Source organism: Actinoplanes sp. NPDC021490 (genome assembly GCF_055562135.1).
In genome coordinates this window covers 125575-149222 of the sequence record NZ_JBVHFW010000001.1, presented here as the reverse complement: position 1 = coordinate 149222, position 23648 = coordinate 125575, and the positions used below count along the sequence as shown (strand labels likewise).

The 23648-nt window shown below is 72.2% G+C and carries 22 protein-coding genes; 6 read left to right on the top strand and 16 right to left on the bottom strand.

Translation table 11 applies throughout. The features are described 5' to 3' along the window. Positions 1 to 116: 116 nt before the first annotated feature. The 5 genes from ACZ3I4_RS00700 to ACZ3I4_RS00680 all read right to left on the bottom strand — a co-directional run bounded on the left by ACZ3I4_RS00700 (position 117) and on the right by ACZ3I4_RS00680 (position 5049). Positions 117 to 1016: a hypothetical protein gene (locus ACZ3I4_RS00700; RefSeq protein ID WP_465379730.1), complete on the bottom strand. Its 900-nt coding sequence runs from the start codon at positions 1014 to 1016 to the stop codon at positions 117 to 119. A gap of 1 nt (position 1017) precedes the next feature. Further along, a complete protein-coding gene (locus ACZ3I4_RS00695) occupies positions 1018 to 1548 on the bottom strand; it encodes a hypothetical protein (RefSeq protein ID WP_465379729.1) in 531 nt (176 codons plus the stop codon). Positions 1549 to 1640: 92 nt separating this feature from the next. Continuing rightward, positions 1641 to 3983 carry a sodium-translocating pyrophosphatase gene (locus ACZ3I4_RS00690; RefSeq protein WP_465379728.1) on the bottom strand — a complete coding sequence of 781 codons (2343 nt, stop codon included), beginning with the start codon at positions 3981 to 3983 and terminating at the stop codon, positions 1641 to 1643. A gap of 275 nt (positions 3984 to 4258) precedes the next feature. Continuing rightward, a complete protein-coding gene (locus ACZ3I4_RS00685) occupies positions 4259 to 4699 on the bottom strand; it encodes an ATP-binding protein (protein WP_465379727.1) in 441 nt (146 codons plus the stop codon). Next, positions 4696 to 5049 carry an STAS domain-containing protein gene (locus ACZ3I4_RS00680; protein ID WP_465379726.1) on the bottom strand — a complete coding sequence of 118 codons (354 nt, stop codon included), beginning with the start codon at positions 5047 to 5049 and terminating at the stop codon, positions 4696 to 4698. Before ACZ3I4_RS00680 ends, ACZ3I4_RS00685 begins: the two co-directional genes overlap by 4 nt. A gap of 140 nt (positions 5050 to 5189) precedes the next feature. Here ACZ3I4_RS00680 and ACZ3I4_RS00675 point away from each other — a divergent pair, with 140 nt between their 5' ends. Continuing rightward, positions 5190 to 7517, top strand: a complete 2328-nt coding sequence (locus ACZ3I4_RS00675; RefSeq protein ID WP_465379725.1) for a DEAD/DEAH box helicase — start codon at positions 5190 to 5192, stop codon at positions 7515 to 7517. Here the strand turns inward: ACZ3I4_RS00675 and ACZ3I4_RS00670 are convergent. The 7 genes from ACZ3I4_RS00670 to ssd form a co-directional block, all read right to left on the bottom strand. After that, positions 7499 to 7855, bottom strand: coding sequence for an Rv3654c family TadE-like protein (locus ACZ3I4_RS00670; protein WP_465379724.1), 357 nt, complete (start codon positions 7853 to 7855; stop codon positions 7499 to 7501). The genes ACZ3I4_RS00675 and ACZ3I4_RS00670 overlap by 19 nt on opposite strands. Beyond that, entirely contained in the window at positions 7849 to 8208 is a 360-nt protein-coding gene (locus ACZ3I4_RS00665; protein WP_465379723.1) for a TadE family type IV pilus minor pilin, read from the bottom strand. Before ACZ3I4_RS00665 ends, ACZ3I4_RS00670 begins: the two co-directional genes overlap by 7 nt. After that, positions 8205 to 8333, bottom strand: coding sequence for a DUF4244 domain-containing protein (locus ACZ3I4_RS00660; protein WP_465380431.1), 129 nt, complete (start codon positions 8331 to 8333; stop codon positions 8205 to 8207). Before ACZ3I4_RS00660 ends, ACZ3I4_RS00665 begins: the two co-directional genes overlap by 4 nt. 116 nt (positions 8334 to 8449) lie before the next feature. Beyond that, entirely contained in the window at positions 8450 to 9148 is a 699-nt protein-coding gene (locus tag ACZ3I4_RS00655) for a type II secretion system F family protein (protein WP_465380430.1), read from the bottom strand. A 5-nt stretch (positions 9149 to 9153) separates the two neighbouring features. Further along, complete coding sequence (locus tag ACZ3I4_RS00650; protein WP_465379722.1) at positions 9154 to 9861, bottom strand: hypothetical protein; 708 nt, start codon at positions 9859 to 9861, stop codon at positions 9154 to 9156. Further along, on the bottom strand, positions 9858 to 11081 hold the full coding sequence (locus ACZ3I4_RS00645) for a TadA family conjugal transfer-associated ATPase (protein WP_465379721.1): 1224 nt from the start codon (positions 11079 to 11081) through the stop codon (positions 9858 to 9860). Before ACZ3I4_RS00645 ends, ACZ3I4_RS00650 begins: the two co-directional genes overlap by 4 nt. After that, positions 11078 to 12151, bottom strand: coding sequence for a septum site-determining protein Ssd (gene ssd, locus ACZ3I4_RS00640; protein ID WP_465379720.1), 1074 nt, complete (start codon positions 12149 to 12151; stop codon positions 11078 to 11080). Before ssd ends, ACZ3I4_RS00645 begins: the two co-directional genes overlap by 4 nt. A 213-nt stretch (positions 12152 to 12364) precedes the next feature. Between ssd and ACZ3I4_RS00635 the strand changes: the two genes are divergently transcribed. Further along, positions 12365 to 12727 (top strand): STAS domain-containing protein, encoded by a 363-nt coding sequence (locus ACZ3I4_RS00635; protein ID WP_465379719.1) that lies wholly within the window; start codon positions 12365 to 12367, stop codon positions 12725 to 12727. A gap of 317 nt (positions 12728 to 13044) precedes the next feature. Further along, positions 13045 to 13845 carry an HAD family hydrolase gene (locus ACZ3I4_RS00630; protein ID WP_465379718.1) on the top strand — a complete coding sequence of 267 codons (801 nt, stop codon included), beginning with the start codon at positions 13045 to 13047 and terminating at the stop codon, positions 13843 to 13845. 762 nt (positions 13846 to 14607) lie between these two features. Here the strand turns inward: ACZ3I4_RS00630 and ACZ3I4_RS00625 are convergent. Both ACZ3I4_RS00625 and ACZ3I4_RS00620 read right to left on the bottom strand, forming a co-directional pair. Next, positions 14608 to 15081, bottom strand: a complete 474-nt coding sequence (locus ACZ3I4_RS00625) for a PH domain-containing protein (protein ID WP_465379717.1) — start codon at positions 15079 to 15081, stop codon at positions 14608 to 14610. Between the two features lie 69 nt (positions 15082 to 15150). After that, positions 15151 to 15882 carry a Fic family protein gene (locus ACZ3I4_RS00620; RefSeq protein ID WP_465379716.1) on the bottom strand — a complete coding sequence of 244 codons (732 nt, stop codon included), beginning with the start codon at positions 15880 to 15882 and terminating at the stop codon, positions 15151 to 15153. A 213-nt stretch (positions 15883 to 16095) separates the two neighbouring features. Between ACZ3I4_RS00620 and acs the strand changes: the two genes are divergently transcribed. From acs to ACZ3I4_RS00605, 3 genes are all read left to right on the top strand, one after another. Then, entirely contained in the window at positions 16096 to 18081 is a 1986-nt protein-coding gene (gene acs / locus ACZ3I4_RS00615; protein ID WP_465379715.1) for an acetate--CoA ligase, read from the top strand. 127 nt (positions 18082 to 18208) lie between these two features. Beyond that, positions 18209 to 18706 carry a hypothetical protein gene (locus ACZ3I4_RS00610; protein WP_465379714.1) on the top strand — a complete coding sequence of 166 codons (498 nt, stop codon included), beginning with the start codon at positions 18209 to 18211 and terminating at the stop codon, positions 18704 to 18706. Between the two features lie 93 nt (positions 18707 to 18799). After that, on the top strand, positions 18800 to 19723 hold the full coding sequence (locus tag ACZ3I4_RS00605; protein ID WP_465379713.1) for an alpha/beta fold hydrolase: 924 nt from the start codon (positions 18800 to 18802) through the stop codon (positions 19721 to 19723). On the opposite strand, the gene ACZ3I4_RS00600 is transcribed toward ACZ3I4_RS00605, so the two are convergent. Both ACZ3I4_RS00600 and ACZ3I4_RS00595 read right to left on the bottom strand, forming a co-directional pair. Next, positions 19720 to 20085 carry a hypothetical protein gene (locus tag ACZ3I4_RS00600; protein ID WP_465379712.1) on the bottom strand — a complete coding sequence of 122 codons (366 nt, stop codon included), beginning with the start codon at positions 20083 to 20085 and terminating at the stop codon, positions 19720 to 19722. The two genes, ACZ3I4_RS00605 and ACZ3I4_RS00600, sit on opposite strands and share 4 nt — an antisense overlap. Further along, positions 20082 to 23546, bottom strand: a complete 3465-nt coding sequence (locus ACZ3I4_RS00595; protein ID WP_465379711.1) for an SseB family protein — start codon at positions 23544 to 23546, stop codon at positions 20082 to 20084. The genes ACZ3I4_RS00600 and ACZ3I4_RS00595 overlap by 4 nt, the downstream gene beginning before the upstream one ends. Positions 23547 to 23648: the final 102 nt, after the last annotated feature.

Below are 23648 nucleotides of genomic sequence, written 5' to 3'. Positions count from 1 at the left end.
GTCTGCATTCCCGGGGAACCCCGGAGTCGGATGGTAACGGTCCGGCCACCGTATGCCTCCAACGGCGACACCGTACACCGGGACCATGCTGTCGTGTCGCACACAATCCAGGAAGATCATGCAGCCGCGCCGCCGGGCCAGAGTCGTTCCGGCGCGGCGGCGGGCCGGTCTCCGACCAGCTCAGCGAGCCGGGCGACCCGCCGCTTGCCCAGGATCCGATAGTGCCGGCCGTCCTCCGACACGCGCCCGGCGAGACCGGCCCGGACCAGCGCGGCATCGATCTCGGCCACGTCCTTGGCCGGGTCGAGCCCGAGCGCGTAGCCGCCGGGAATCGGCTCGCCGGCGGCGGCCACCCACAGGCGCAGTCGCGGACCGCTCAGGAAAAGCTGCGCGGCTGCCTGGGGCCAGGCCTGAGCAAGACCGTTCAACCTCCGGGAGTACGCCGTGAGCACCTCGAACCTGGGACCGGCGGGCTGGGGCTCAGGCTCGGGCTCGGGCTCCCCCTCGGCCTGCGGCTCCTCCCCGCCGGCGAGCTCCTCCGGCTCGACGACGTCGATCTCCGCTGGAGCCATATCACCAGGTTTTTCCGGCATTTCCGTTTTATTGGGTTGCGCCGGAGCTTCAGCAATCACGTCGAGATCCGGAACCGAATCATCCTCGAACGGCGCATACACGACATCGCGTACGTCGGAATCCTGCTCTTGATCTTGAATGGGACGCCAGTTGACCACCAAGCCGCGGATGACCAGCTCGGCCACCAGCACGTGCACCCGCCAGGCGGCGTCGACCGGCACCAGCACGCGCGCCGTGCCACCCATCCGCCCGAGCACGCCCGGCCCGGCCAGCAGGCCCGTGAGATCGGCCGGCGACGGCTCGGTGGTCTCGGCGCCGAAAAACGGCAACTGGCGACCGGCGTCATGCGGCGGGACGGCACGGGGATGAGCGGGGCGCTTGGCAGCCGGAACCGGCGCGGGGAGCACCTCGCGCGGGATCAGCGGCCACCCCGTCTCGGTCATCTCACCGGCACTCGGGCACTTCGTCGAAGGCGGCCTTCAGTTCGGTCGAGCCGAGCTTGCTGGTGTCGAGGCCGCTCGCCTGATAATCCGTCTGCAACTGCTGCACGACCTGGGTCACCTGTTGATAGAAGGTCTGCGCGGGAGCGGTCGGAAGCGCCTCGATGCCGCTCTGAGCGCGCGAATAGGCGTCGCGCGTGGCCGCCAGCGAACCGGTGAAGCCGTCGGCGATCCGGGCGCCGTCGTCCACGTCGGGCACTCCGGCCTTGGCCACCCCGGCCCGCGCCTTCTCGCTCGCGTCGGCCGCCCCGCCGAACAGCCGCATCAGGTTTTCCTTGGCCTGACGCGGAGTGGTGGCGGTGTCCATCTGCTGCTGGGTGCGCGTCGTGAGCGAGCCGATCTCGCTGCGCCACGGCTCGAGAGTGGTGCACACCGAGGCCGCCCAGGCGCGGGCACTGTGCGCCCCGGAACAGGCGGCGAGGGGTGTGGTGAGCGCGAGAAGAACAAGTAGAACGAGGGGTCGGGCCGGGCGCATGGGAAGCAGCGTACGGGCAAGGTCCGACAACCTCATCTATGGTGCGGGGCACCCGGCGTCGCCGAGTGCCCCGCGTGTGCCCTTGACGATGCTCAGGCGGTGACCTTCGCGGTCGGCGTGCTGTCGCCGGCCGACGGGGTCGGGGTGTCGTCGCCCATCGAGATCGGCTTGCGCTTGCTCCACACCACCGCGCCCGCGATGAGCGCCGCGGCGACGATCGCGATGGTGATGCGCAGCGGGTCGTTCTGGTCGTTGCCGATGCTCCAGGCCACGACGGCCGGGGCGATCAGCAGCGAGACCAGGTTCATGACCTTGAGCAGCGGGTTGATGGCCGGGCCCGCGGTGTCCTTGAACGGGTCACCGACCGTGTCACCGATGATCGTCGCCTCGTGCGCCTCGGAGCCCTTGCCGCCGAAGTTGCCGTCCTCGACCAGCTTCTTGGCGTTGTCCCAGGCCCCACCGGAGTTGGACAGGAACACCGCCATCAGCGTGCCGGTGCCGATCGCACCGGCCAGGTAGGACGCCAGCGCGCCGGCGCCGAGGCCGAAGCCGACGGCGATCGGCGCCATGATCGCCAGCAGACCGGGGGTGAGCAGCTCGCGCTGCGCGTCCCGGGTGCAGATGTCGACCACGCGGCCGTACTCGGGCCGCTGGGTGCGGTCCATGATGCCGGGGAACTCGCGGAACTGACGGCGGACCTCCATGACGACCGCGCCCGCCGAGCGGGACACGGCGTTGATGGCCAGGCCGGAGAAGAGGAACACCACGGCCGAGCCGATCAGCAGACCGACCAGGTTGCGCGGGTTCGAGATGTTCAGCAGACCGAGGATCTCGGCGCCGACCGCGTCCGGCGTGATGCCGGCGTCGGCCAGCGACGTGGCCAGGCTGTTGGTGTACGAGCCGAACAGCGCGGTGGCGGCGAGCACGGCCGTCGCGATCGCGATGCCCTTGGTGATCGCCTTGGTGGTGTTGCCGACCGCGTCGAGCTCGGTCAGGATCTGCGCGCCCTTCTCGTCGACGTCACCGGACATCTCGGCGATGCCCTGCGCGTTGTCGGAGATCGGGCCGAACGTGTCCATGGCGACGATGACGCCGACCGTGGTCAGCAGGCCGGTGCCGGCCAGCGCGACGGCGAACAGCGACAGGGTGAGCGACGAGCCACCTAGCAGGAACGCGCCGAACACACCCGCGCCGAGCAGCAGCGCCGAGTAGACCGCGGACTCGAGGCCGACGCTGATGCCGGCCAGCACGACGGTGGCCGCACCGGTCTGCGACGACTTGCCGATGTCCTGCACCGGACGGCGGTTGGTCTCGGTGAAGTAGCCGGTCAGCGCCTGGATGGCGGCGGCCAGCACGATGCCGATGACGACCGCGCCGATCGCGATCCAGCGCGGGTCACGGCCACTGGCCACGACCTCCGGCGAGATGCCCTCGTCGTTGAAGCCGGCGAACGTGGACGGCAGGTAGAGGAAGCTCACCACGGCGACGATGACCGCGGAGATGACGGCGGAGATGTAGAACGCCCGGTTGATCGCGGTCAGGCCGTTGCGGTCGCTCGGCCGCAGCCGGGTGATGAACACACCGAGGATGGCGATCACGACGCCGACGGTCGACACGATCAGCGGGAAGATCAGGCCGTCCTGGCCGAACGCGACCTGGCCCAGGATCAGGGCGGCGACCAGGGTCACCGCGTACGACTCGAACAGGTCGGCCGCCATACCGGCGCAGTCACCGACGTTGTCGCCCACGTTGTCGGCGATGGTCGCGGCGTTGCGCGGGTCGTCCTCGGGGATACCCTGCTCGACCTTGCCGACCAGGTCGGCGCCGACGTCCGCGGCCTTGGTGAAGATGCCGCCACCGACGCGCATGAACATGGCGAGCAGCGCCGCGCCGAAGCCGAAGCCCTCGAGCACCGTCGGGGCGTCGCTCCGGAAGATCAGCACGACCAGCGCGCCGCCGAACAGGCCCAGGCCGACCGTGAGGAAGCCGACCACACCGCCGGTGCGGAAGGCGATGCCCATCGCGGTCTCGCGGCCGCCGTTCTCGCTCGCCGCCGCGGCCACCCGCAGGTTGGCCCGGGTCGCGAGGGCCATGCCCGCGCCACCGATGAACGAGCTGAACACCGCGCCGACGATGAAGAACAGCGAGCGTCCGATCTTGACCCATACCTCGTTGTCGGTGTCGTGCACCGGCAGGAGGAAGAGCAGGACGACCGCGATCACCACGAAGATGGCGAGGGTCTTGAACTGGCGGAACAGGTAGGCCGACGCGCCCTCTTGGACGGCCCCGGCGATCTCCTGCATGTTCTTGGTGCCCCGGCCGGCCTTGAGAACCGACTGGACGAACATCGCCGCAAAGCCCAGCGCGACAAGCGCGAAGACCAGGGCGACGATGACAAATGTGACGTTAGAACCACTTAATGAGGTCCCGGACATCAATGTCCTCCTGTACACCGACCGCGCCCGGGTTCCGGCGGACGAAACCGCCCGGGCGCACCCCCTCGCGAGGGGAAACGACAACTGGGCCCCGCGGCGCGAGACCAGGAGCAGTAGCTGATAACTCGCGTACTGTATCGGCCGATGGTGGTGCTGGTCACACCTGAGTTCAGCCGTGTCGTGGTGATGTTTGCCGCTGTGTTAGCAGCCGGGTGACGGGGTATGGATGCAGGTTGATATCGTCGCGGATTTGTCCAGTTTGTTGAGAAGGCCGATCAGCGCCTGCGAACCGGCCACACCATCCGGACCTCGGTGCCCGGACCATCCTCGACCGGGCGTACCTGCAGGTCATCGACAAATCCGGCGAGAAGCGCGAAACCCACACCGGTAGTGAGCGCCTCGTCGGTCAGCGACTCGTCGGCCAACTCGTCCGGCGGCAACTTGGCCAGACCGACGCTCGCCTCGATCGGCGCGTGGTCGATGACGCGAACCGCATAGGAGTCCGAATCAGACATCTCGACCGTCACCAGGTCGGGCAGACCGTACTGGACATGCAGGGCGACGGCGCGCGTGCAGGCCTCACCGATCGCCAGCCGGACCTCGTCCAGCAGTTCCTCGGCGACTCCAGCGCGCCGGGCGACGGCAACTCCGACCAACCGTGCTGTTCGAACATGCACGGGGGCCGGCGAGAAAGACAGCCGAACCGTTGCCATCACGAAGTCGCGCTGTCGCTGTCCGCGGTCGCCGCCTCGATCGAGGGGAAGATCGGGAACACCTGATCGAGCGCCGTGATGCGGAAAATTTTGAGAAGGGCTTCCTTGGAGCAGACGAGGCTGAAACGCCCGTTCGCCACGCGCAGCCGCTTCATCGCGCCGACCAGCACACCAAGGCCGGTCGAGTCGAGGAACTCGACACCGCCGAGGTCGACGACGACGCTGCGCACCCCGGAGTCGATCAGCTCCACGAGGCGCTCACGCAGCCTCGGGGCGGTGTAGACGTCGACCTCGCCGCCGACTTCGAGCACCGTGTGCTCGGCGACGGTCCGGGTAGCAAGGGACAGCTCCATCGTTCCTCCTCCCTGCGGGGCATGCTGACTGGCGGCGATCTCCCCAGCGAATCTAACCACCGACGGGTTAGGGCCCGCCGTCCGGCTCCACCGTCGTACCCGTTTGAGGTTGCCGCCATTCGGGTGTCACAGTGGCCGGCGTGACGTCGACCGCCCCGAGCCCCGCCGAACTGCTGCACCGGCTGCGGGCCCGCACCCCGGCGGCCGACTCCCCCATTACCCACATCGAGGAGATTCCCGCCCGTACGGGGAAAGTTGCTCCTTGGCCCGCGTGGGCGGCGCCGGATGTGGTCGCCGCCCTGACCGCTCGCGGCATCGCTCAGCCGTGGGAACACCAGGCCACCGCGGCTTCGCTGGCCGCCGGGGGCACGCACGTCGTGGTGGCGACCGGCACGGCGTCGGGCAAGTCGCTCGCCTACCAGCTGCCGATGCTGACGCGGCTGTCCGAGGACCCGCGGGCGACGGCCCTCTACCTCTCCCCGACCAAGGCGCTCGCGGCCGACCAGCTGCGCGCGCTGACCGAACTCGGCCTCGACGGGGTGCGGCCGGCCACGTACGACGGCGACACCTCGCGCGAGGAACGGGAGTGGATCCGGCAGCACTCCCGGCTGGTGCTGACCAATCCCGACATGCTGCACCACGGCATGCTGCCCGGCCACGCGCGCTGGGCCACGTTCCTGCGCCGCCTCTCCTACGTCGTGGTCGACGAGTGCCACGCCTACCGCGGGGTGTTCGGCTCGCACGTCGCGCATGTGCTGCGCCGGCTGCGGCGGCTGGCCGCCCGGTACGGCGGTTCACCCACGTTCGTCCTGGCCTCGGCCACGTCGGGTGATCCGGCCGACGCCGCGTCCCGCCTGATCGGCCTGCCCGTGACCGCGGTGACCGAGGACTCGTCGCCGCGCGGATCGACCACGTTCGCGCTGTGGGAGCCGCCGCTGCTTCCGCCGGAAGAGCCGGACCTTCCCCCCGTACGCCGGTCCGCCCTGAGCGAGACCTCCGATCTGCTGACCGACGCGGTGGTGGCGGGAACGCGGACGCTCGCGTTCATCCGTTCGCGCCGCGGGGCCGAGGTGGTCGCGACGATGACCCGGCGCTCGCTCGACGAGGCGGTGCCCGGCCTGGGCGACCGCGTGGCGGCGTACCGCGCGGGTTATCTCAAGGAGGACCGCCGCCGGATCGAGCGCGCCCTCCTGTCGGGCGAGCTGCTCGCGCTGGCCTCGACCAACGCGCTCGAACTGGGCGTCGACCTGGTCGGGCTGGACGCGGTGCTGATCTGCGGCTACCCGGGAACCCGGGCGTCGCTCTGGCAGCAGGCCGGCCGGGCCGGGCGCGACGGCGGTTCGGCGCTGGCCGTGCTGATCGCGCGGGACGATCCGCTCGACACCTACCTCGTGCACCATCCGTCGGCGCTGTTCGGCCGGCCGGTCGAGATGACCGTGCTCGACCCCACCAACCCGTACGTTCTCGGCCCGCAACTGTGCTGTGCGGCCTCCGAGGCGCCTCTGACCGCGGCCGACATGTCGCTCTTCGGCGAGGCCGCGCTTCCCGCCGTCGAGGGGCTGACCGCATCCGGCGCCCTGCGCAAGCGGCCGTCGGGCTGGTACTGGACCCATCCCGGCCGTCCCGACGTCGACCTGCGCGGCGCGGGCGGCGCCCCGGTCTCGGTCGTCGAGTCGTCGACCGGCCGCCTGCTGGGCACGGTCGACCAGACGTCGTCGCACGTCATGCTGCACACCGGGGCGGTCTATCTGCACCAGGGCGTGACCTATCTGGTCGACCAGCTCGACCTCGACGACGCGATCGCGCTGGTGCACCACGAGGAACCCGACTGGACGACCAATGCCCGCGACGTCACCGACGTGGAGGTGCTGGGCATCCGCTCGCACGTGGACGCGGGCCCGGTCGGACTGTTCCTCGGCGACGTCGAGGTGACGAGCCAGGTCGTGTCCTACCAGCGCCGGCGCATCTCGACCGGCGAGGTGATCGACACCAAGCCCCTCGACCTGCCGGTCCGCAACCTGCGTACGGTGGCCGTCTGGTTCACGATCTCGCCCCGGGCTCTCGACCTCGCCGGCGTCGAACCCCCCGACGTGCCTGGGGCGCTGCACGCCGCCGAGCACGCCGCGATCGGCCTGCTGCCGCTGATGGCCACGTGCGACCGCTGGGACATCGGCGGCCTGTCCACGGCCAACCACGTCGACACCGAGGCCCCCACGGTCTTCGTCTACGACGGCCACCCCGGAGGCGCCGGTTTCGCCGAACGCGCCTACGCCGTGGCCGCCGCCTGGCTCTCGGCCACCCGCGAGGCCATCGCCGCCTGCGCGTGCGAGGCCGGCTGCCCGGCCTGCGTCCAGTCCCCCAAGTGCGGCAACGGCAACAATCCCCTCCACAAACCCGGCGCCGTGCGGGTCCTCGACACCGTCCTGACCGCCCTCGACGCCGGCACCGGTCACTCCGGACGGGCATAGACCGGCCCCGCCCGGGCCGTGGCCACGGCCCGGCCGCCCAGCCCGAAGGCCAGGCGCACCTCGACCTCGGCCCGCACGACGATTTCCAGGCCCTCGACGACACACGACGTCATGCGGCCACGGTTGGCCGCCACGAACTCGGCGGCCCGCGCGCACGCGACTTCCGAGCCGAAGACGGCCCGCACGCCACCGGCCAGGGCGCCCAGGTCGGCCGCCGTGCGAGCCTGATGACGGCCGACGCGCGCCGCTCCCACGCTCGCGCCGAACACGCCCGCCATGACCAGGAGCAGGCCCATGGCCAGGACGAGGATGGTGGCCGCCCCACGGTCCCTCACCACACCGCCTCCGGCTCGCGGGCGGCGGTCGCCGAGCCCTCGATGCCGACCGACGGCAACGGCGCGCCCAGCACCCGCAGGGTCATCCACACGCGGGCGGTCACGATCTCGGTGTCGCCGCCCAGTTCGACCGCGGCGCCCGGCGGGGCCACCCGGGCGCCCGCCGCAGCGCCCGAGTCGCCGCGGGCCTCGGCCAGGGCCGCCTCCCGGGCCGCGTCCAGGCATTGCCCCTTGGCCACCACCGCCGACACCGCCGCCAGCCCCGCGAAGAGCAGAAGCATGAGCGCCGGCAGCCCGGCCGCCAGTTCGGCGGTGAACGCTCCCCGGTCGCGGCCGGGCCGCCGGCGCCGGATCACTTCAGCGCCCGGCCGATGATGCCGGTCAGGGCGGCCGTCACGCTTCCGCCGGTCACGACCTTGTAGAGGATGCCGGCGAACGCGACCGCCGCCAGGGTCCCGACGGCGTACTCGGCCGTGTTCATGCCGGCGTCCGCCGCCTCGGCCCGCAGCCGCGCGAAGTTCGCGATCAGTTTGCGCACGTAGTTCTCCTTCAATTGGGATGAATGACCGGCCCGCGGCCGGTCCTGGTGGTCCCGGGTCAGAGCACGTCCCCGAGGACCGCGATCAGCACCGGGACGAGCCCGGCCAGCAGAAAGGCGGGCAGGAAACACAGCCCGAGCGGAAGCACGATCAGCACGTTCGCGCGCTGCGCCGCCTTCTCGACCGCGACCGCCCGATCGGCCCGCAGGTCGTCGGCGAGCCGGCCCAGCGCCCCGGCCAGCGCGCCGCCGCTCGCGCTGGTGCGTACGGCCGCCGCCACCAGCCGGTCAGCGCCCGGCACCCCGTCGAGGTGCCCCCACGCCTCGGCCGGGGCCGCGCCCAGCGCCAGCGACCGGGCCGTCCGGCGCAGCCGTGTCCCCAGCGGACCGGCGAGCGCGTCGGCCACCGCGGCCGCGGCCCCGTCGATCGGCGCGCCGGCTCGCAACGCCGCCGCCAGCAGGTCAGCCCCGAGCGGCAGGTCGGCCGCGGCGGCCCGGCGTTCCTGTCGCACCCGGGCCGGTTCCCGCCGCCGCAGGAAGCGCTCGGCCCCCACCCCGGCGGCGATGCCCAGCCCGGCGCCCCACCACGTCCCGAGGAACCCGGTGACGGTCAGCCCGGCCACGACCGCGAGCAGAATCCGCAGCCGCCGCGCCCCGGAGGCCGAAGGCCCGGCCGGTGCCGGGCGCAGGAACCCCAGCCGCCGCCGGCCGGCCACCGGCGAGACGATCAGGGCCAGCGCCGCCGCGACGATCAACAGGGCGGTCACCGGGCCACCCCGCCGATCAGACGCTCCGACCAGAGCAGACCGGCCGTCTGGAGCACCACCGCGACCAGCCCGCAGGCCGAGCCCAGCGGAGTGTGCAGCAGCACCCGCAACGGGTCGGCCCCCATCAGGGCGCCGAGGCCGAGCCCGGCCACCGGCAGCGTGGCCAGCATCAGGGCCGTGGCGTGCGCCCCGGCCGCCTGCGCCGAGGCCGCCGCGCCGGCCCGATCGGCGGCGCGCGCGTCGGCCTCGATCCGCTCGACCAGATCGGCCGCCGGCGCGCCCGTCCGCTCGGCCAGGTGCCAGACCGAGGACGTCAGCCGCCGGAGCCGATCGCCCGCGGCGGCCGACTGCGCGGCGACCGGTGGCAGCCCGGCCCGCAGATCCGCCGCCAGGGTGGCCAGCGCGTCCAGCGCCCCGGCCCGCTCGATCACCGATCGTCGGCGCAGCGACCGCCGCCGCAGCGCGCGGCCGGTGAGCGCGGCATAGGCCCCGGCGATCGCCCCGGCCACCGGGCCGCCCGCGAGCAGGGCCAGCACCGTTGCGACCGCGACGCCACCCACCAAGGTGCGCCGCGGCGATCGTCCGGCGGCGACGGCGACCCGGCGGCCGTGCGCCACAAAGGACACCTGCGGCAGCCGCACCGGGTCCAGCGGCAGGACGACGACCAGCGCGCCGGCCACCAGGAGCAGCGGTCCCCAGATCACGGCGCCACCACCGGCGGCGTGAGCACGGCGGGCACGGGGACCCCGCGTACGGCCAGCATGCGGGCCAGCGCTCCGGAACCCGGTCCGGCGCCGCGGAGCCGCCGCCAGGCCGGCACCACGGTGGCGAGCCGTTGCTCGCCCGAGGGCAGCAGCACGCTCACCGACTCGAGCACACGTCCCCGGTCCGTACGCCGGACCTGCAGCACGACCTGCAGAGCGGCCACCACCTGGGCGTGCAGCGCCGCCCGGGGCAACCCGCCGAGCAGCCCGAGCGCCTCGAGCCGGGCCGGCACGTCCGCGGGCGTGTTCGCGTGCAGCGTCCCCGCCCCGCCCTCGTGGCCGGTGTTGAGCGCCCCGAGCAGGTCGGCGATCTCGGCGCCGCGGCACTCCCCTACGACCAGCCGGTCGGGTCGCATCCGCAGGGCCTGCCGCACCAGGTCGGTCAGCCCGATCGCGCCCGCACCCTCGACGTTCGCGGTGCGGGCCTGCAGGGCGACCACGTGCGGGTGCAGGGGCCGCAGCTCGGCCGCGTCCTCGACCAGCACGATCCGCTCGGTCGGCGGCACCATGCCCAGCAGCGTGGCCAGCAGGGTCGTCTTGCCGCTACCGGTGCCGCCGACAACCAGATAGGCCAGCCGGGCCGCGACGACGGCCTCGAGCACCGGGGCGACCGTGGGCGGCACGGTGCCGTGCTCGACCAGATCGGCCAGGCGGAACGGCCGCTGGCGGAAGGTGCGCAGCGACAGATAGGGGCCGTCGGTCGCGACCGGGGGCAGGACGGCGTGCAGCCGGGTGCCGTCGGGCAGGCGGGCGTCCGCGTACGGCTGACCGTCGTCGAGCCGTCGTCCGCAGGCCGCCGCGAGTCGCTGGGCCAACCGGCGGACCTCCTCGAGGTTGCCCAGCACGATCGGCGCCCGCTGCAGGCCGGCTCCCCGGTCGACCCATACGGCGAGCCCGTTGACCAGCACGTCGGTCACCCGCTGGTCGGCCAGCAGCGGCGCCAGCGGCCCGGCCCCCACCAGTTGGTCGTGCACCCGGTCGGCCAGGCGCAGCACCGCAGTGTCGCCCAGCGCCGCGGCGTCGGACTCGCTGCGGACGGCATGCACGACAGCCGCGGGCGTCGCCTCTCCGCCGTCGACCGCGAACCGGTGCCGGACCCGGTCGGCCACCGCGGGGGCCGAGGCCGCGAGCCGGCTGCCCAGCCCGGAATACGCCGTCACGCCGCCACCGCCGGCGCCGTGTCACCAAGCAGGTCGCTGAGCAGCCGCCGGCACAGCTCGGCCAGCGGTCCCTTGCCCTCGGCGGCCGGCGGATGCCCGCGCTCTGCGCCCTGACTGATCGCCGGCTCGGGTCGCAACGTGCCGATCAGCGGCAGGCCGAGCGCGGCCGAGATCTCGCGCGGTTTGAGCTTGCCCGGGGACGGCCCGCGCACCACCAGCGACAGCTCACGACGATGGGCCTGCACCATGCGCGCGATCCGGGCCGCGGCCGCCGAGGCCCGCACCTCGGCCGGCACGATCAGTACCGCCTGGTCGGCGCACTCCAGCGCCAGCACCCCGGCCTCGTCGAGCCGGCGCGGCAGATCGACCACGATCACGTCGCGGGCCCGGCGACCGGCGTCGATGGTCGCCCCCATCGCCTCGGCCGGCACGAGCGTCGTCGCCTCACGGTCGAACGACAGCACCACCAGATCGCCGTGGTGCGGCAGCGCCTCGAGCAGGGCCGGCGGATCGACCCGCCCGCCCGCCTCGGCCAGCGCCGACCAGCGCAGGCCGTCGCGGCGCTCCCACCCGAACATGAGGTCGAGCCCGCCGCCGAGCGGGTCGGCGTCGATCAGCAGGGTGCGGCGCCGGGCGCCGATCGCCGTCGTCGCCAGCCCGGCGGCCAGTGTGCTGGCACCCGCACCGCCGCGCCCGCCGATCACGGCCAGCACCCGGCCGACCGGCTGGTCGAGCTGCTCGGCGAAGCGGTCGACCACCCACGCCTCGGCCGTGGGCAGTTCGGCGATGTGTTCGACACCGTGCCTGTTCGCGGTGTTCCACATCGTCTCGGTGACCTCGCCCCGGGCCACGACGGCGACCCGGGAGCGGCGGGGCAGACGGGACCGCAGGCAGGCGTCGAGCTGGTCGGCGCCGATCATGACGAGCGGGGCGGTGCCGTAGCGGGGGCGGGCCGAGGCCGGATCGGGCGCCACGTCGATCTCGGTGCCACCGGCGGCGGCGAGGCGCAGCAGATCGTCGAGCAGGTCGGGGTCGGAGGTGACGACGAGGGGCAGGCGGGCAGCGGGCATCTGCGGTCTCCAGCACGGGCGGCGGTTGTGGCGCACACCTTCGCGGCCCGGGGGCGGGGCCGGCCAGGGCCGCCGTCCGGGCTGTGGACAACTTCGGGGCCTGTGGATATCGCACGGTCGTCCGATCGATCTGCTATGCGGGCCGGGCCTCCGCTACGAGTGGGGCGGGCGGCCGTTGGGTATGTTGGTCAGACACGGACCGATGGGGTTGGCATGGAAAGTTCGATCCACCGTTCGCTCGGCGCTGAGGGCGCCGCCATCGTGACCGTTGATGGCGAGATCGACTTCTCGAACGCGGACGAGCTGGCAGACTGCGTGCGCGCGGCCGTCGCCGAGTGGTCCCCGGCGGTCGTGCGGGTCGACGTGTGCGGAGCCAGCTTCATCGACTCCACCGGTCTGGGCGCCCTCATCGAGGGTTACCGCGCCGCCACCGAGATCGAGTCCACCTTCGTCGTGGTCAACCCGACTTCCAGGTTCCGGCGCGTGCTCGACGTCACCGGTCTCTGCGAGTTCTTCGGGCTGGGCGAGACGGCCGAGGCCGAGTCGGCCGGGCAGACCCGGGCAACCGGAGCCTGAAGATAGGGAACGACCCCCGTCGGGGGAGACGGGGGCCGTCCGAGGATTCGGCTCCGGGGGGGTCGAGCCGAATCGACTCGGTGATCGCGGGGGGCGCAATCACCGAGGGTTCTTGAGTGGTGGGGCGCGACCGTCACAACATGAATCCCGATCGCAACAGCACAAGCATGCCTCACGGAAGCAGCGCAGTCGAGTACCGATTGTCGCTCAGTGCGATACTGCTGCCCGTCTGCCCGATTTAACGGGCTGTCACGGCCGGGCCCGCGGGCGCGCCGAGGGCGACAGCGGTGAACCACTTGCGACTACACTTGCCGCCCGTGGGCCTGAGTGCCGCGTTTTTCGACCTCGACAAGACGGTCATCGCCAAGTCCAGCGCGCTGGCTTTCGGCCGGCCGTTCTACCGTGACGGCCTGATCAGCCGGCGTGACATGGTCAAATCCGCTTACGCACAGCTGATGTTCCGGCTGGGCGGCGGCTCCGACGAACAGGCCATGGCCCGCACCCGCGACTATCTGGCCACGCTCTGCAAGGGCTGGCGCGTCGAGCAGGTGCAGCAGATCGTCGCCGAGACCCTCGACGAGCTGATCAATCCCTATGTCTACGCCGAGGCCGCGACGCTGATCGCCGAGCATCAGGCGGCCGGCCGCGACGTCGTGCTGGTGTCCGCCTCGGGCGACGAGATGGTGCGCCCAATCGGTGCGCTGCTCGGCATCACCGACATCATCGCCACCCGCATGGGCATCGTCGACGGGCGGTACAGCGGCGAGGTCGAGTTCTATGCGGCCGGTCCGAGCAAGGTCGTCGGCGTGCGCGAGCTGGCCGTCGAACGCGGTTACGACCTCGGCGACTGCTATGCGTATTCCGATTCCAGCAGCGACCTTCCCCTGCTCGAGTCGGTCGGCCGCCCCAGCGTGGTCAATCCCGACCGCGCTCTGCGCCGCGCCGCCGTCGAGAACGAGTGGCCCATCCTCGAGTTCCGCCACCCCATTCCGCTGGGCCGGCGTCTGCGCGACCGTCCCGCGGTGCCGGTTGCCGCCGCGGCGTTGGGGGTCGGTGTCGGCGCCGCCATCGGACTGGCGATCTACGCACGCCATCGGCGGACCAAGACCCCGGCCTGACATTTTTCGTACGGGCATGGATGAGTCCCGGATTTCCCGGATGCGCTTGGCGTTGCCTCACCCTCCGCACCCGCTTCCGGGTGGGCCCGGCCCCTTACACGACGGCCGCGACGCCGCCGGCGATGCGTATCGCTGCGCGCTCCTCCCGATGATCGCGCGGCTCTGCGCAAGGCCAATGAGCTGCGCGAATGGCTTTGGTCTGACTAATGCCGAAAGTGAGATTTGCCGGGTCGAAGCCCTGGCGATCAAGCCACGACGGGCGTAGAAAGAACTGGCGAGGTTCGAAGCGGAAGACCGGGTTTCCGGTCGTCAAGCAGCGGATTTCGTGCACGGCCACCGGGAACCCACGCGCGATCAGCCACGGCAGGCACGTTGCGACGGGACCACGGCCCCCTGGGCTCCATTTGAGGAGCCGCGAGGCTTGTGGACTGTCGACAACGACCCAGGTGCACGCTTGATAACCCGGTCTGGACGCGCAGCAGCCGGCGCCCCGTTGCGGGACGCCGGCTCTAAACTTTCCGGCCGCCGGCCGCCAGCCGCCGCTCCCCGGTCGCCGCTCGCTGCTCGCCCGTCGCCGCCCCCCGGTCGCTGCTCGCCGGTCGCCGCTTCCCGGTCGCCGCTCCCCGGTCGCTGGTCCCCGGTCGCCGGTCGCCGGTCGCCGGCGCCTGTAGACCATGCCGATCGGCTTTGGCCGGCCTCGGTGACGGCAAGTCGTCGTACGGGCAGCTCAGTCCTCGACGATGGGATGCGGGGCGGTCGGCCTCAGGGGTTCTGGGCGGCCAGGTGGCGCTTGCGCAGCTCGTGGAAGACGGCGCGGAAAAGTTTGGGCCGCGAGTGGAAGTCGACTCCCTGCGCCCACAGCTCGGTGTCGACGGTCGAGCCGTCCCGCCGCTCGATCAGCACGGTCAGCCCGCTCGGGATGGTCCACCGGCCGATCCGGTGACTGACCTCGTGCAGCCGTACGTGGGCGATCTTGTCCCAGGGAATCGTCCGGGAACGCAGCAACCCGTGGATGCGCAGCCCGTCGGGGCTCACGTAGGCGCCCATCTGCAGGATCCGGTAGGCGCCGATCACCCAGATCACGGTCAGCGCGCAGGTCACGAGCCGCACCCCGTGCCAGCCCAGCCCGAACGTCTCGATCGAGCTCCAGGCCAGTAGGGCCAGGGCGAAGGCTTCCCATCCGATGATCAGCCAGCGTCCGGCGCCGGGCGTGTAAGGCCGCTCCCACGTCTCCACGACATAGAAGTCTAGGAGCGATCAGTCACCGTCTCAGCTGTAAGCAAAAACGCACAGTTCGACGGTCGGTCATACGGTCGCCAGCACATTGTCACCGATCGTGGTGATCTCGTCGGCGGCGACGGTGACCGCGGCGGCGTAGTGCCGCAGCCACGACCGGACCCCGTCGGGCGTCCCGGTGGCGTAGGCGCCGGCCGAACCGACGTACTCGGGCTCGCGGCTCTGGTGCCCGACCTCGACGGCGACCAAACCCCGCGGATCGAATCCCCGGCTGATCAGGGTCAGGCGGGCCGCGGCCCGGGCCACCACCCCGGCCGGGCCGGCGAACGGGCGCAGCGTGATCAGTTCGGCGTGCACGATCGCCGCGAGCAGCAGCGGAGGCGTACGGTCGTTGCCCGCGACCAGGCCGGCCAGCATGTCCACGCGTTCCGCCGCACCGGTGAGCCGGCCCAGGTCGGCCGCGGGCACGACACCGCGGGCGGCCAGCACGTGCAGCTTGGCGAGCACCTGACGCGGCGCGCGGGGCCAAAGGTCGACCAGCCCGCCGACGCCCTCCGCGACCCGCAGGGCGCCCTGCACGACCGGGTCGGTGACGGTCCCCCCGCGTACGTCGTCATGGTCGTGAACGCTGCCCTCGAGCGCGGCACTCGCCACGGCCGCGCGCAGACTCGCCTCGGCCGCGACCTGGCCACCGTGCCGCCGCAGAGCACGGTGCCGCATCGCCGCGTCGACCCGCTCACGGGCCTCGGCCAGGGCGGGGGCGACATCGGCAAGGTCGAGAAGCGGGGCCAGGGGATCCACGAGAACACGGTAGCCGGTAAACCCGGCGAAACATGGGCTGCACAAACGGGCTCAGAACTGGCAAGATTCGCGCAGTATCAATCAGCTGATGGTCATCCGGCGCGCGTGCCAGGCGTTCTGGCGCGCTGAGGCGCCCAACCCTCGCCGGTATCCACCAGCGGAACTAGTGTGCAACGAAGAAGCCTGGGCCTGCAGTGAAGAGGAGCCGCCCTCATGAGTGAGACGTTGGAGAACCTGTCTTCGGAGACGCGGCAGTTTCCGCCGCCCGAGGCCCTGGCCGCGAACGCCAATGTGAAGGCGGACGCGTACGAGGAGGCGCAGGCCGATCGGCTCGCCTTCTGGGCGAAGCAGGCCGACCGCCTCACCTGGGCCAAGAAGTGGGACGACGTCCTCGACTGGTCCAACCCGCCGTTCGCCAAGTGGTTCCTCGGCGGCGAGCTCAACATCGCGTACAACTGTGTCGACCGGCACGTCGAGGCCGGCCGGGGCGACAAGGTGGCCATCCACTGGGAGGGCGAGCCCGGCGACACCCGCGCCATCACCTACGCGGAGCTGCTGAAGCTGGTCAGCCAGGCCGCGAACACGCTCACCGACCTGGGTGTGACGGCCGGTGACCGGGTCGCCATCTACATGCCGATGATCCCCGAGGCCGCGGTCGCGATGCTGGCCTGCGCCCGGGTCGGCGCCACGCACAGCGTGGTCTTCGGTGGCTTCTCGGTCGACGCGCTCTCGACCCGCATCAAGGACGCCGACGCCAAGCTGGTGATCACCGCGGACGGCGGATATCGGCGGGGCAAGCCGTCGGCGCTCAAGCCGACCGTCGACGAGGCCGTCGCGCAGTGCCCGAGCATCGAGAACGTGCTCGTCGTGCGCCGCACCGGCCAGGACGTCGCGTGGACCGACAAGGACAAGTGGTGGCACGAGACCGTCGAGCAGGCCAGCCCGGAGCACCAGGCGCAGCCGTTCGACTCCGAGCACCCGCTCTTCATCCTGTACACCTCGGGCACGACCGGTAAGCCGAAGGGCATTCTGCACACCACCGGCGGCTATCTGACCCAGGTCTCGTACACGCACAACGCGGTCTTCGACCTCAAGCCCGACACCGACGTCTATTGGTGCACGGCCGACATCGGCTGGGTCACCGGCCACTCCTACATCGTCTACGGCCCGCTCTCCAACGGCGCCACCCAGGTGATGTACGAGGGCACGCCGGACACCCCGGGACGCGACCGGTTCTGGCAGATCGTCGACAAGTACAAGGTGTCGATCCTCTACACCGCGCCCACCCTCATCCGCACGATGATGAAGTGGGGCGACGACATCCCCGCCGGGTACGACCTGTCCTCGCTGCGTGTCCTGGGCAGCGTGGGCGAGCCGATCAACCCCGAGGCGTGGATGTGGTACCGCGAGCACATCGGCCACGACCGCACCCCGGTCGTGGACACCTGGTGGCAGACCGAGACCGGCGGCGTGATGATCTCGCCGCTGCCCGGCGTGACCGCGACCAAGCCCGGATCGGCCATGACCGCGCTGCCCGGCATCACCGCCGACGTGGTCGACGACCAGGCGCAGTCGGTGCCCAACGGCGGCGGCGGATTCCTGGTGCTGCGTGACCCGTGGCCGTCGATGCTCCGCACGATCTGGGGCGACGACAAGCGCTTCCTCGACACGTACTGGTCGCGGTTCGGCGCGGGCGCCGGCACGGGCGACGAGTGGATCTACTTCGCCGGTGACGGCGCCAAAAAGGACGAGGACGGCGCGCTCTGGCTGCTCGGCCGGGTCGACGACGTCATGCTCGTCTCGGGTCACAACATCTCGACCACCGAGGTGGAGTCGGCGCTGGTCTCGCATCCGTCGGTGGCCGAGGCGGCGGTGGTCGGCGCGACCGACCCGACGACCGGTCAGGCCATCGTGGCGTTCGTGATCCCCCGCGGCCACGTCGACAGCGAGGGCGACGCGGGCGAGCAGCTCAACGTCGACCTGCGCAACCACGTGGCCAAGACGCTCGGCCCGATCGCCAAGCCCCGCCAGATCATGCTCGTTCCCGAGCTGCCGAAGACCCGCTCCGGCAAGATCATGCGCCGCCTGCTCAAGGACGTGGCCGAGCGCCGCTCGCTGGGTGACGTCACCACGCTGCAGGACTCCGCGGTGATGGACCTGATCTCGAAGGGCATGAACACCGGCAAGTCCGAGGACTGACGACGACCTCGACGGAGCCCGGGGGCAAACCCTCCGGGCTCCGGACCCCCGTACGGGAAGTGAAACCGTTACGCTTTGCGCCGCGGTCCCGCACGACCGCGAGTACGGGTCACGGGGGTGCAGGTTCATGGTCAGGTCCACCGCAGGCGCCATCGGCGCGCTGGCGCTGGCGTTGCTGCTGGTCGGCGGCTGTTCACGCGACGAAGACGAGCCTGTCGCGGCGGGCGATTCCACGGTGGCGCCGGGCGCGTCCTCGGCCTCCGTCGCTCCGGGCGCCTCCCCACAGCCGGCCGCCCCCGGCGACAATTCCGTACCGGCCGGGCAGCCCGCCGACAGCGACGCCTCGCCGCTGCCGCCGCCGAGCCGTCCGGCCAGTGTCACCGCCCCCGACCTCTCGTCGCTGCGCGTCGGCTCGATCACCGCGACGGTCACCAAGGGCGGCTCCGGCCCCTGCTACGGCCTCAAGAGCTCCGACGGCGTGGCCTGGTCGGTCTACTCCAAGAAGGCCGTGCCGATCGCCAAGGGCGACCGCGTGCAGGCCCGCATCACGCCCGGCAAAACGCCGGTCGACTGCGGCTCCGGCAAACCGGCCATCCTCGACCGCGTGATGATCGGCAGCGACTGAGTTTCGTCCCGGTTACCCCCGCCGCGCGTTCGTCGCGGGGTGGTTGCCGCCGCGGCGCGTTCCGGCTCGACCCCAACGCCTAGGCTGAAGGCCATGGGCGGTCGGGTGGACGAGTCGTGCGTGCTGGTGGACGGGCCCTGGACCCATCGCTTCGTCGGCGCCAACGGCAGCCGCTTCCACGTCGTCGAGGCCGGCACCGGCCCGCTCGTGCTCTTCCTGCACGGCTTCCCGGAATTCTGGTGGGCCTGGCACGACATCCTGCCCCGCATCGCCGACTCGGGCTTCCGGGCGGTCGCGATCGACCTGCGCGGTTACGGCGCCAGCGACAAACCGCCGCGCGGCTACGACGGCTACACGATGGCGGCCGACGTCACCGGGCTGATCCGGGCCCTCGGCGAGCGCAACGCGACAATCGTCGGGGCCGGCGCCGGCGGCATGATCGGCTGGGCGGCCGCCGCCTTCCACCCCAAGCTGGTCAACCGGCTCGTCGTGCTCGGCGCGGCCCACCCGCTGCGTTTGCGGGCGGCCCTGTTCGCCGACCCGCGCGGCCAGTTCGCCGCCTCCTCGTCCGCGTTGCGCTTCCAGGTGCCGCGCTACGAACACGTCCTCACCCGCGACGAGGCCGCGATGGTGGGCGAGCTGATGACCCGGTGGACGAGTCCGCAGTGGAGAGAGACACCGGATTTCGAGGACTACGTGGCCCGCTGCCGGGAGGCCATGCAGATTCCGCAGGCGGCGTTCTGCGCGCTGGAGGCGTACCGCTGGGTCTTCCGCAGTGCCCTTCGCCTGCAGGGCTACCGGTTCGTCAAGCTGATGCAGAAGCCGCTCATCACGCCCACGCTGCAGCTGCACGGCGGGCTCGACACAGCCACCCTGCCCCGCACGGCGCAGGGCTCGGGACGTTACGTGCTCGCGCCGTACGAGTGGCGGCTGATCCCCGAGGTGGGGCACTTCCTGCACCAGGAGGCGACCGACGTGGTCACCGGCGAAGTGCTGCGCTGGCTCAAATCCAACTAGATGCGCTGCTCGTTGAGGTCGGAGACCTCGTGCAGCGGCGCCCAGCCCTGGTAGACGCCGAAGTCGAACTCCTCGAGGCCCATCTGGCGGGCGATCGGCGAGCGGCCGCCGGTGTATTCCACCCGCAGCCACGAGTTCGCCTCGGCCAGCACGATGAACGGGGCGCCGCGCCACGTGCACGTGGTGCGGACGTAGACCAGCTCGTCGTACTCCTCCGGGGTCAGCACCCGCACATAGCGGCCCGGGCGTACCTCGTCGAAACCGTCGGCCGGGTCGGAACGGTAGATCCGCACGTTGTCGCCGTCGGGCGCGGCGTCGTACTCCCGGCCCTGCCAGGCGACCACGTAACCGTCACGCATCACTGCTCACCCACCCGGCGCCACAGCGGACCGTCGTTGTCGAAGATCGCGACCATGCGCTCGCTGCCGTCCGCGTCGATGCGCCACAGCTGCGCGCCGTGCGGCAGCCGGACACTGTCCACCTTGAACTCGGCGATGACGTCGCGACCCTCGCCGGGCGCGAAACCGTTGCCACGGAACGGCGCGCGCTCGATCACCCAGCCGTCCATCGCCCGCAGGGCCTGCTCGTTCTGACCCCCGTACGGGATGCGGTAGAGGCTCGGACGATACGCCGGCCACCTCAGGACGTACGCCTCCTTGGCGTCGTGCTGATGCGGCGAGGTGTCGTAGCTCAGGCCCAGGGCGCCGAGGAGCTCGGAGGGCGTACGCAGATGCTCGACCTCGGTCGCTCGGTGCACGAAGCCGGCCACCCGGTCGTAACCGCGCTCGAGGTAGTAGTCGACCTGGTCGGGCGGCAGCGTCTTCTGCATCACCGTGGCGTGCTGCTTGTCGTCGCTGGCCGGCTCGGGCGGGGGCACCGGGGCCACTTCCTCGATCGGGCCGTCCGGGTCGTTGCCCAGACCGGACTCCGCGGCCCAGTTAGCCAGCGCGATCACCTGCGGACCGGGGTACTTCGCGCCGATCGGGCCGTCCGGGTTGACCGCGAACGACCAGGCCGGGTCGGGCCAGTTGCGGATCAGCTCGACGAAGCGGACCCCGACCGTACGGGTGGGCTCGGAGTAATGCTCGGCGAGCTGGTCGCGGCTGGTGAAGACAACCAGGAAGGTGTCGCCCTCGACCTGCTCGGTGCGGAACGCGAACCCGGACTCGCCGGGCGAACTGCCCGGACGCGAATGGTCGGCCACCGGAACGAGGATCGTGGCCAGCAGCAGCGTGGACAGGAACGTGTCGGTGTTGTGGGCGCTCGCGGCGTCGAACAGATCCTGCTCGACCTCGTTGGCCGGCACGAACGCGACGGGCGGCGGACCCTGCGGGGCGGGCGATGCCGGCCGGGCCTCCAGCGGCGGCTGGGCGCCGAGCCGGGCCGGGCGGTCGCTGCCGGGCGAGCCGGGAATGACCGGCGGGGTCATCGACTGCGCCGGGGCGGCCTCGGACTTGGTCTGGAACGCCGGGAACGACGTGAGACCGGCGGGCTCGGACGACGAGGCGGCCTGCCGGCGCGGCAGCGGGGTGCCGAACCCGGGGCTCGGCTCGCCCGGCATGCCGGGCGCGGCCATGGGCGACCTGGTGGGCGCTGTCGCGGCGGCCGGAGCCGGGGCCGGGGGTGCAGAAATCGGGGGCAACGCGGACGGCGGCTCAGGGGCCGCCTGCGGGGAGGCGGGGCCCTGCGGGAATCCGGCGCCGCCGGTGGGCTGGCGACGGGGCAGTTCGCTCAGCGCGCTCGGACCGGGCCGCGAGGGCGGGGCCGACGTAGACCAGTTCGGGTTGAACGGGGTCTCGTCGGGATCGTGCGGACTGAAGTTGTCGGGCGGCGGCGGGGTCTGCGCCATGGGGGTGCGGACCGGAAGCGCGGAGCCCGGCTCGGGCACGGGGCCGCGCGCGTTCTCGTCGACGGACGCGGGACGACCGGCCGGCGGCACGGACGGCGTCTGATAGGCCGGAGGCACCATCGGCGACGACTGGGCGGGCGGGGCGGAGGCGGGCATGGCGCTGGACGCGGGCCGGCCATAGGCGGGCGGAGCACTCGCCGGGGACTGACCGTAAGCCGGTGGGGCGCTGGACGCGGGCCGGCCGAACGCGGGCGGGGCGCTCGCCGGGGACTGGCCGTAGGCCGGTGGGGCGCTGGCCGGAGCGGCCGATGCCGCCGGAGAACCGGAGGGCAGGCCAGAAGTGGGTGGGGCGCTCGGGGTGCGGACGGGCAGGCCGCTCGGCAGCACGGTGCCGGGGGTGCGGACCGGCAGACCGCCGGGGCCGACCTGCTCGCCGACCGGCTCGGCAGACGCCGGTGCCTGGGGCTGACCGAAGCCTGCGGCCGGAGGCTGACCGAAGCCGGCCGCGGCTGGGGGCTGCCCGTAGCCGCCCGAGGCCGGGCGCTGGCCGAACGCGTCGACCGCGCTGGAGGGCTGGCCGGGGCGGGGCGCGGCGTTGCCGGGGGCGGCGGGGCTGGTGGGCCGGCCGTAAGTCTGTGGTGCGCCAGCGGGTTGACCGGAGGCCGGAGGAGGGCTCGCGGGACGGCCGTACGCGGGCGGCGAGCTGACCGGCGGGCCGTCGGCGGGCGGGGCACTGGCCGGCGCGTTGGCCGCGGGCCGGCCGTACGCCGCAGGCTGACCGCGCGTCGGCAGACCGCCAGCGGGCTGACCGGCGGACTGGCCGAAGACGGCCGGCGCCCGGGTGGGCAGACCACCACCGGGCTGATCCGTGGGCTGACCGTAGGCCGGAGCACGGGTTGGCGGCGCCTGCTCAGGGGTTTGACCGTAGGCCGGAGCACGGGTCGGCGGCGCCTGCTCAGGGGTTTGACCGTAGGCCGGAGCACGGGTCGGCGGCGCCTGCTCAGAGGTTTGACCGTAGGCGGGCGTACGGGTCGGCAGACCGCCCGCGGGCGCTTGCTCCGCAGCCTCGCCGTAGGCGGGAGCGCGAGAGGGCAGACCACCGGCAGCGGACTGATCGGCGGACTGGCCGAAACCGGGTGCGCGGCTCGGCAGGGCGGCGGCGGGCTGCTCCGCGGGCTGGCCGTAAGGGGCCGCCGGCGTGCGGGTGGGAAGTTCGTTCGCGGGCGGCTCGCCCGGCGTGTGCGCGTAAGCCCCGCCGTACGTGTTCGCGGCGGCCTGACCGTACGCGGCAGGTGCCTGGCCGTAGCCGGTGGAGGCGGGCGTTTGACCGTAGCCGGTGGCTGCGGGCGCCTGGCCGTAGCCGGCGGGCGCCTGGCCGTAGCCGGTGGTGGTGGCCGCGGCCGGATACTGCGGATACGACCCCGTGGCGGCGGTCATGGGCGCGTCTTCGTGGGTGGGGCCGCCGGGACGGCCCGATTCCTCGTCCTTGCGGGCGGCGGCCGCGTTGGCCGCCAGCGCCGCGGCCTGCAGATCCTGCATCTTGCCGGAGGTGCTGGCCGACTCGGCCCGGCTCGGGCCGCGGGTCGGAAGCCTCAGGTCGCCCCGGGACAGCTGTGCCACGAACCAGGCCGGAAGGTAACCCTCGATCGGCAGGCCGGGGTTGACCGCGAGCCACCACTCGAGATTGGGCCAGGTGTTGGCCAGCTCGGCATAGGGGACGCGACGGGCAGAACCGGTGTAATCCGCCAGGCACGACTGCAGGGACGCCGTTGACGTGAACGCCAGCACGTGAGTGCGGCCGCCCGTGCTCCAGGTGCCCCAGCCGAGCGGGGCGAGGCCCGCCAACGCGTCGGCAGACACCGGTAGAAGCAGGTCAACGCCGGAGAGAATACGAAAATACGACTCTTGGTCGTCGGTGCGCAGCGCATCGCGCATTGCCACCTCGGCGTCCGTAGCCGGCTCCCACTCGGACACGTCCACCTCTCCCCACCGCGCGACGAGGCCATCTCAACGCGTACAACCTACAAGGTCAGGCCACGATCACAATGGGCGGCAGTACGCAGAAGAGTAAAGCGG

What these genes read in the sequence shown, in the direction of transcription:
- ACZ3I4_RS00700 (WP_465379730.1), bottom strand. Translation starts at nt 1,016, where the DNA reads ATGACCGAGACGGGGTGGCCGCTGATCCCGCGCGAGGTGCTCCCCGCG.
- ACZ3I4_RS00695 (WP_465379729.1), bottom strand. Translation starts at nt 1,548, where the DNA reads ATGCGCCCGGCCCGACCCCTCGTTCTACTTGTTCTTCTCGCGCTCACC.
- ACZ3I4_RS00690 (WP_465379728.1), bottom strand. Translation starts at nt 3,983, where the DNA reads ATGTCCGGGACCTCATTAAGTGGTTCTAACGTCACATTTGTCATCGTC.
- ACZ3I4_RS00680 (WP_465379726.1), bottom strand. Translation starts at nt 5,049, where the DNA reads ATGGAGCTGTCCCTTGCTACCCGGACCGTCGCCGAGCACACGGTGCTC.
- ACZ3I4_RS00660 (WP_465380431.1), bottom strand. Translation starts at nt 8,333, where the DNA reads ATGAACACGGCCGAGTACGCCGTCGGGACCCTGGCGGCGGTCGCGTTC.
- ssd (WP_465379720.1), bottom strand. Translation starts at nt 12,151, where the DNA reads ATGCCCGCTGCCCGCCTGCCCCTCGTCGTCACCTCCGACCCCGACCTG.
- ACZ3I4_RS00635 (WP_465379719.1), top strand. Translation starts at nt 12,365, where the DNA reads ATGGAAAGTTCGATCCACCGTTCGCTCGGCGCTGAGGGCGCCGCCATC.
- acs (WP_465379715.1), top strand. Translation starts at nt 16,096, where the DNA reads ATGAGTGAGACGTTGGAGAACCTGTCTTCGGAGACGCGGCAGTTTCCG.
- ACZ3I4_RS00610 (WP_465379714.1), top strand. Translation starts at nt 18,209, where the DNA reads ATGGTCAGGTCCACCGCAGGCGCCATCGGCGCGCTGGCGCTGGCGTTG.
- ACZ3I4_RS00605 (WP_465379713.1), top strand. Translation starts at nt 18,800, where the DNA reads ATGGGCGGTCGGGTGGACGAGTCGTGCGTGCTGGTGGACGGGCCCTGG.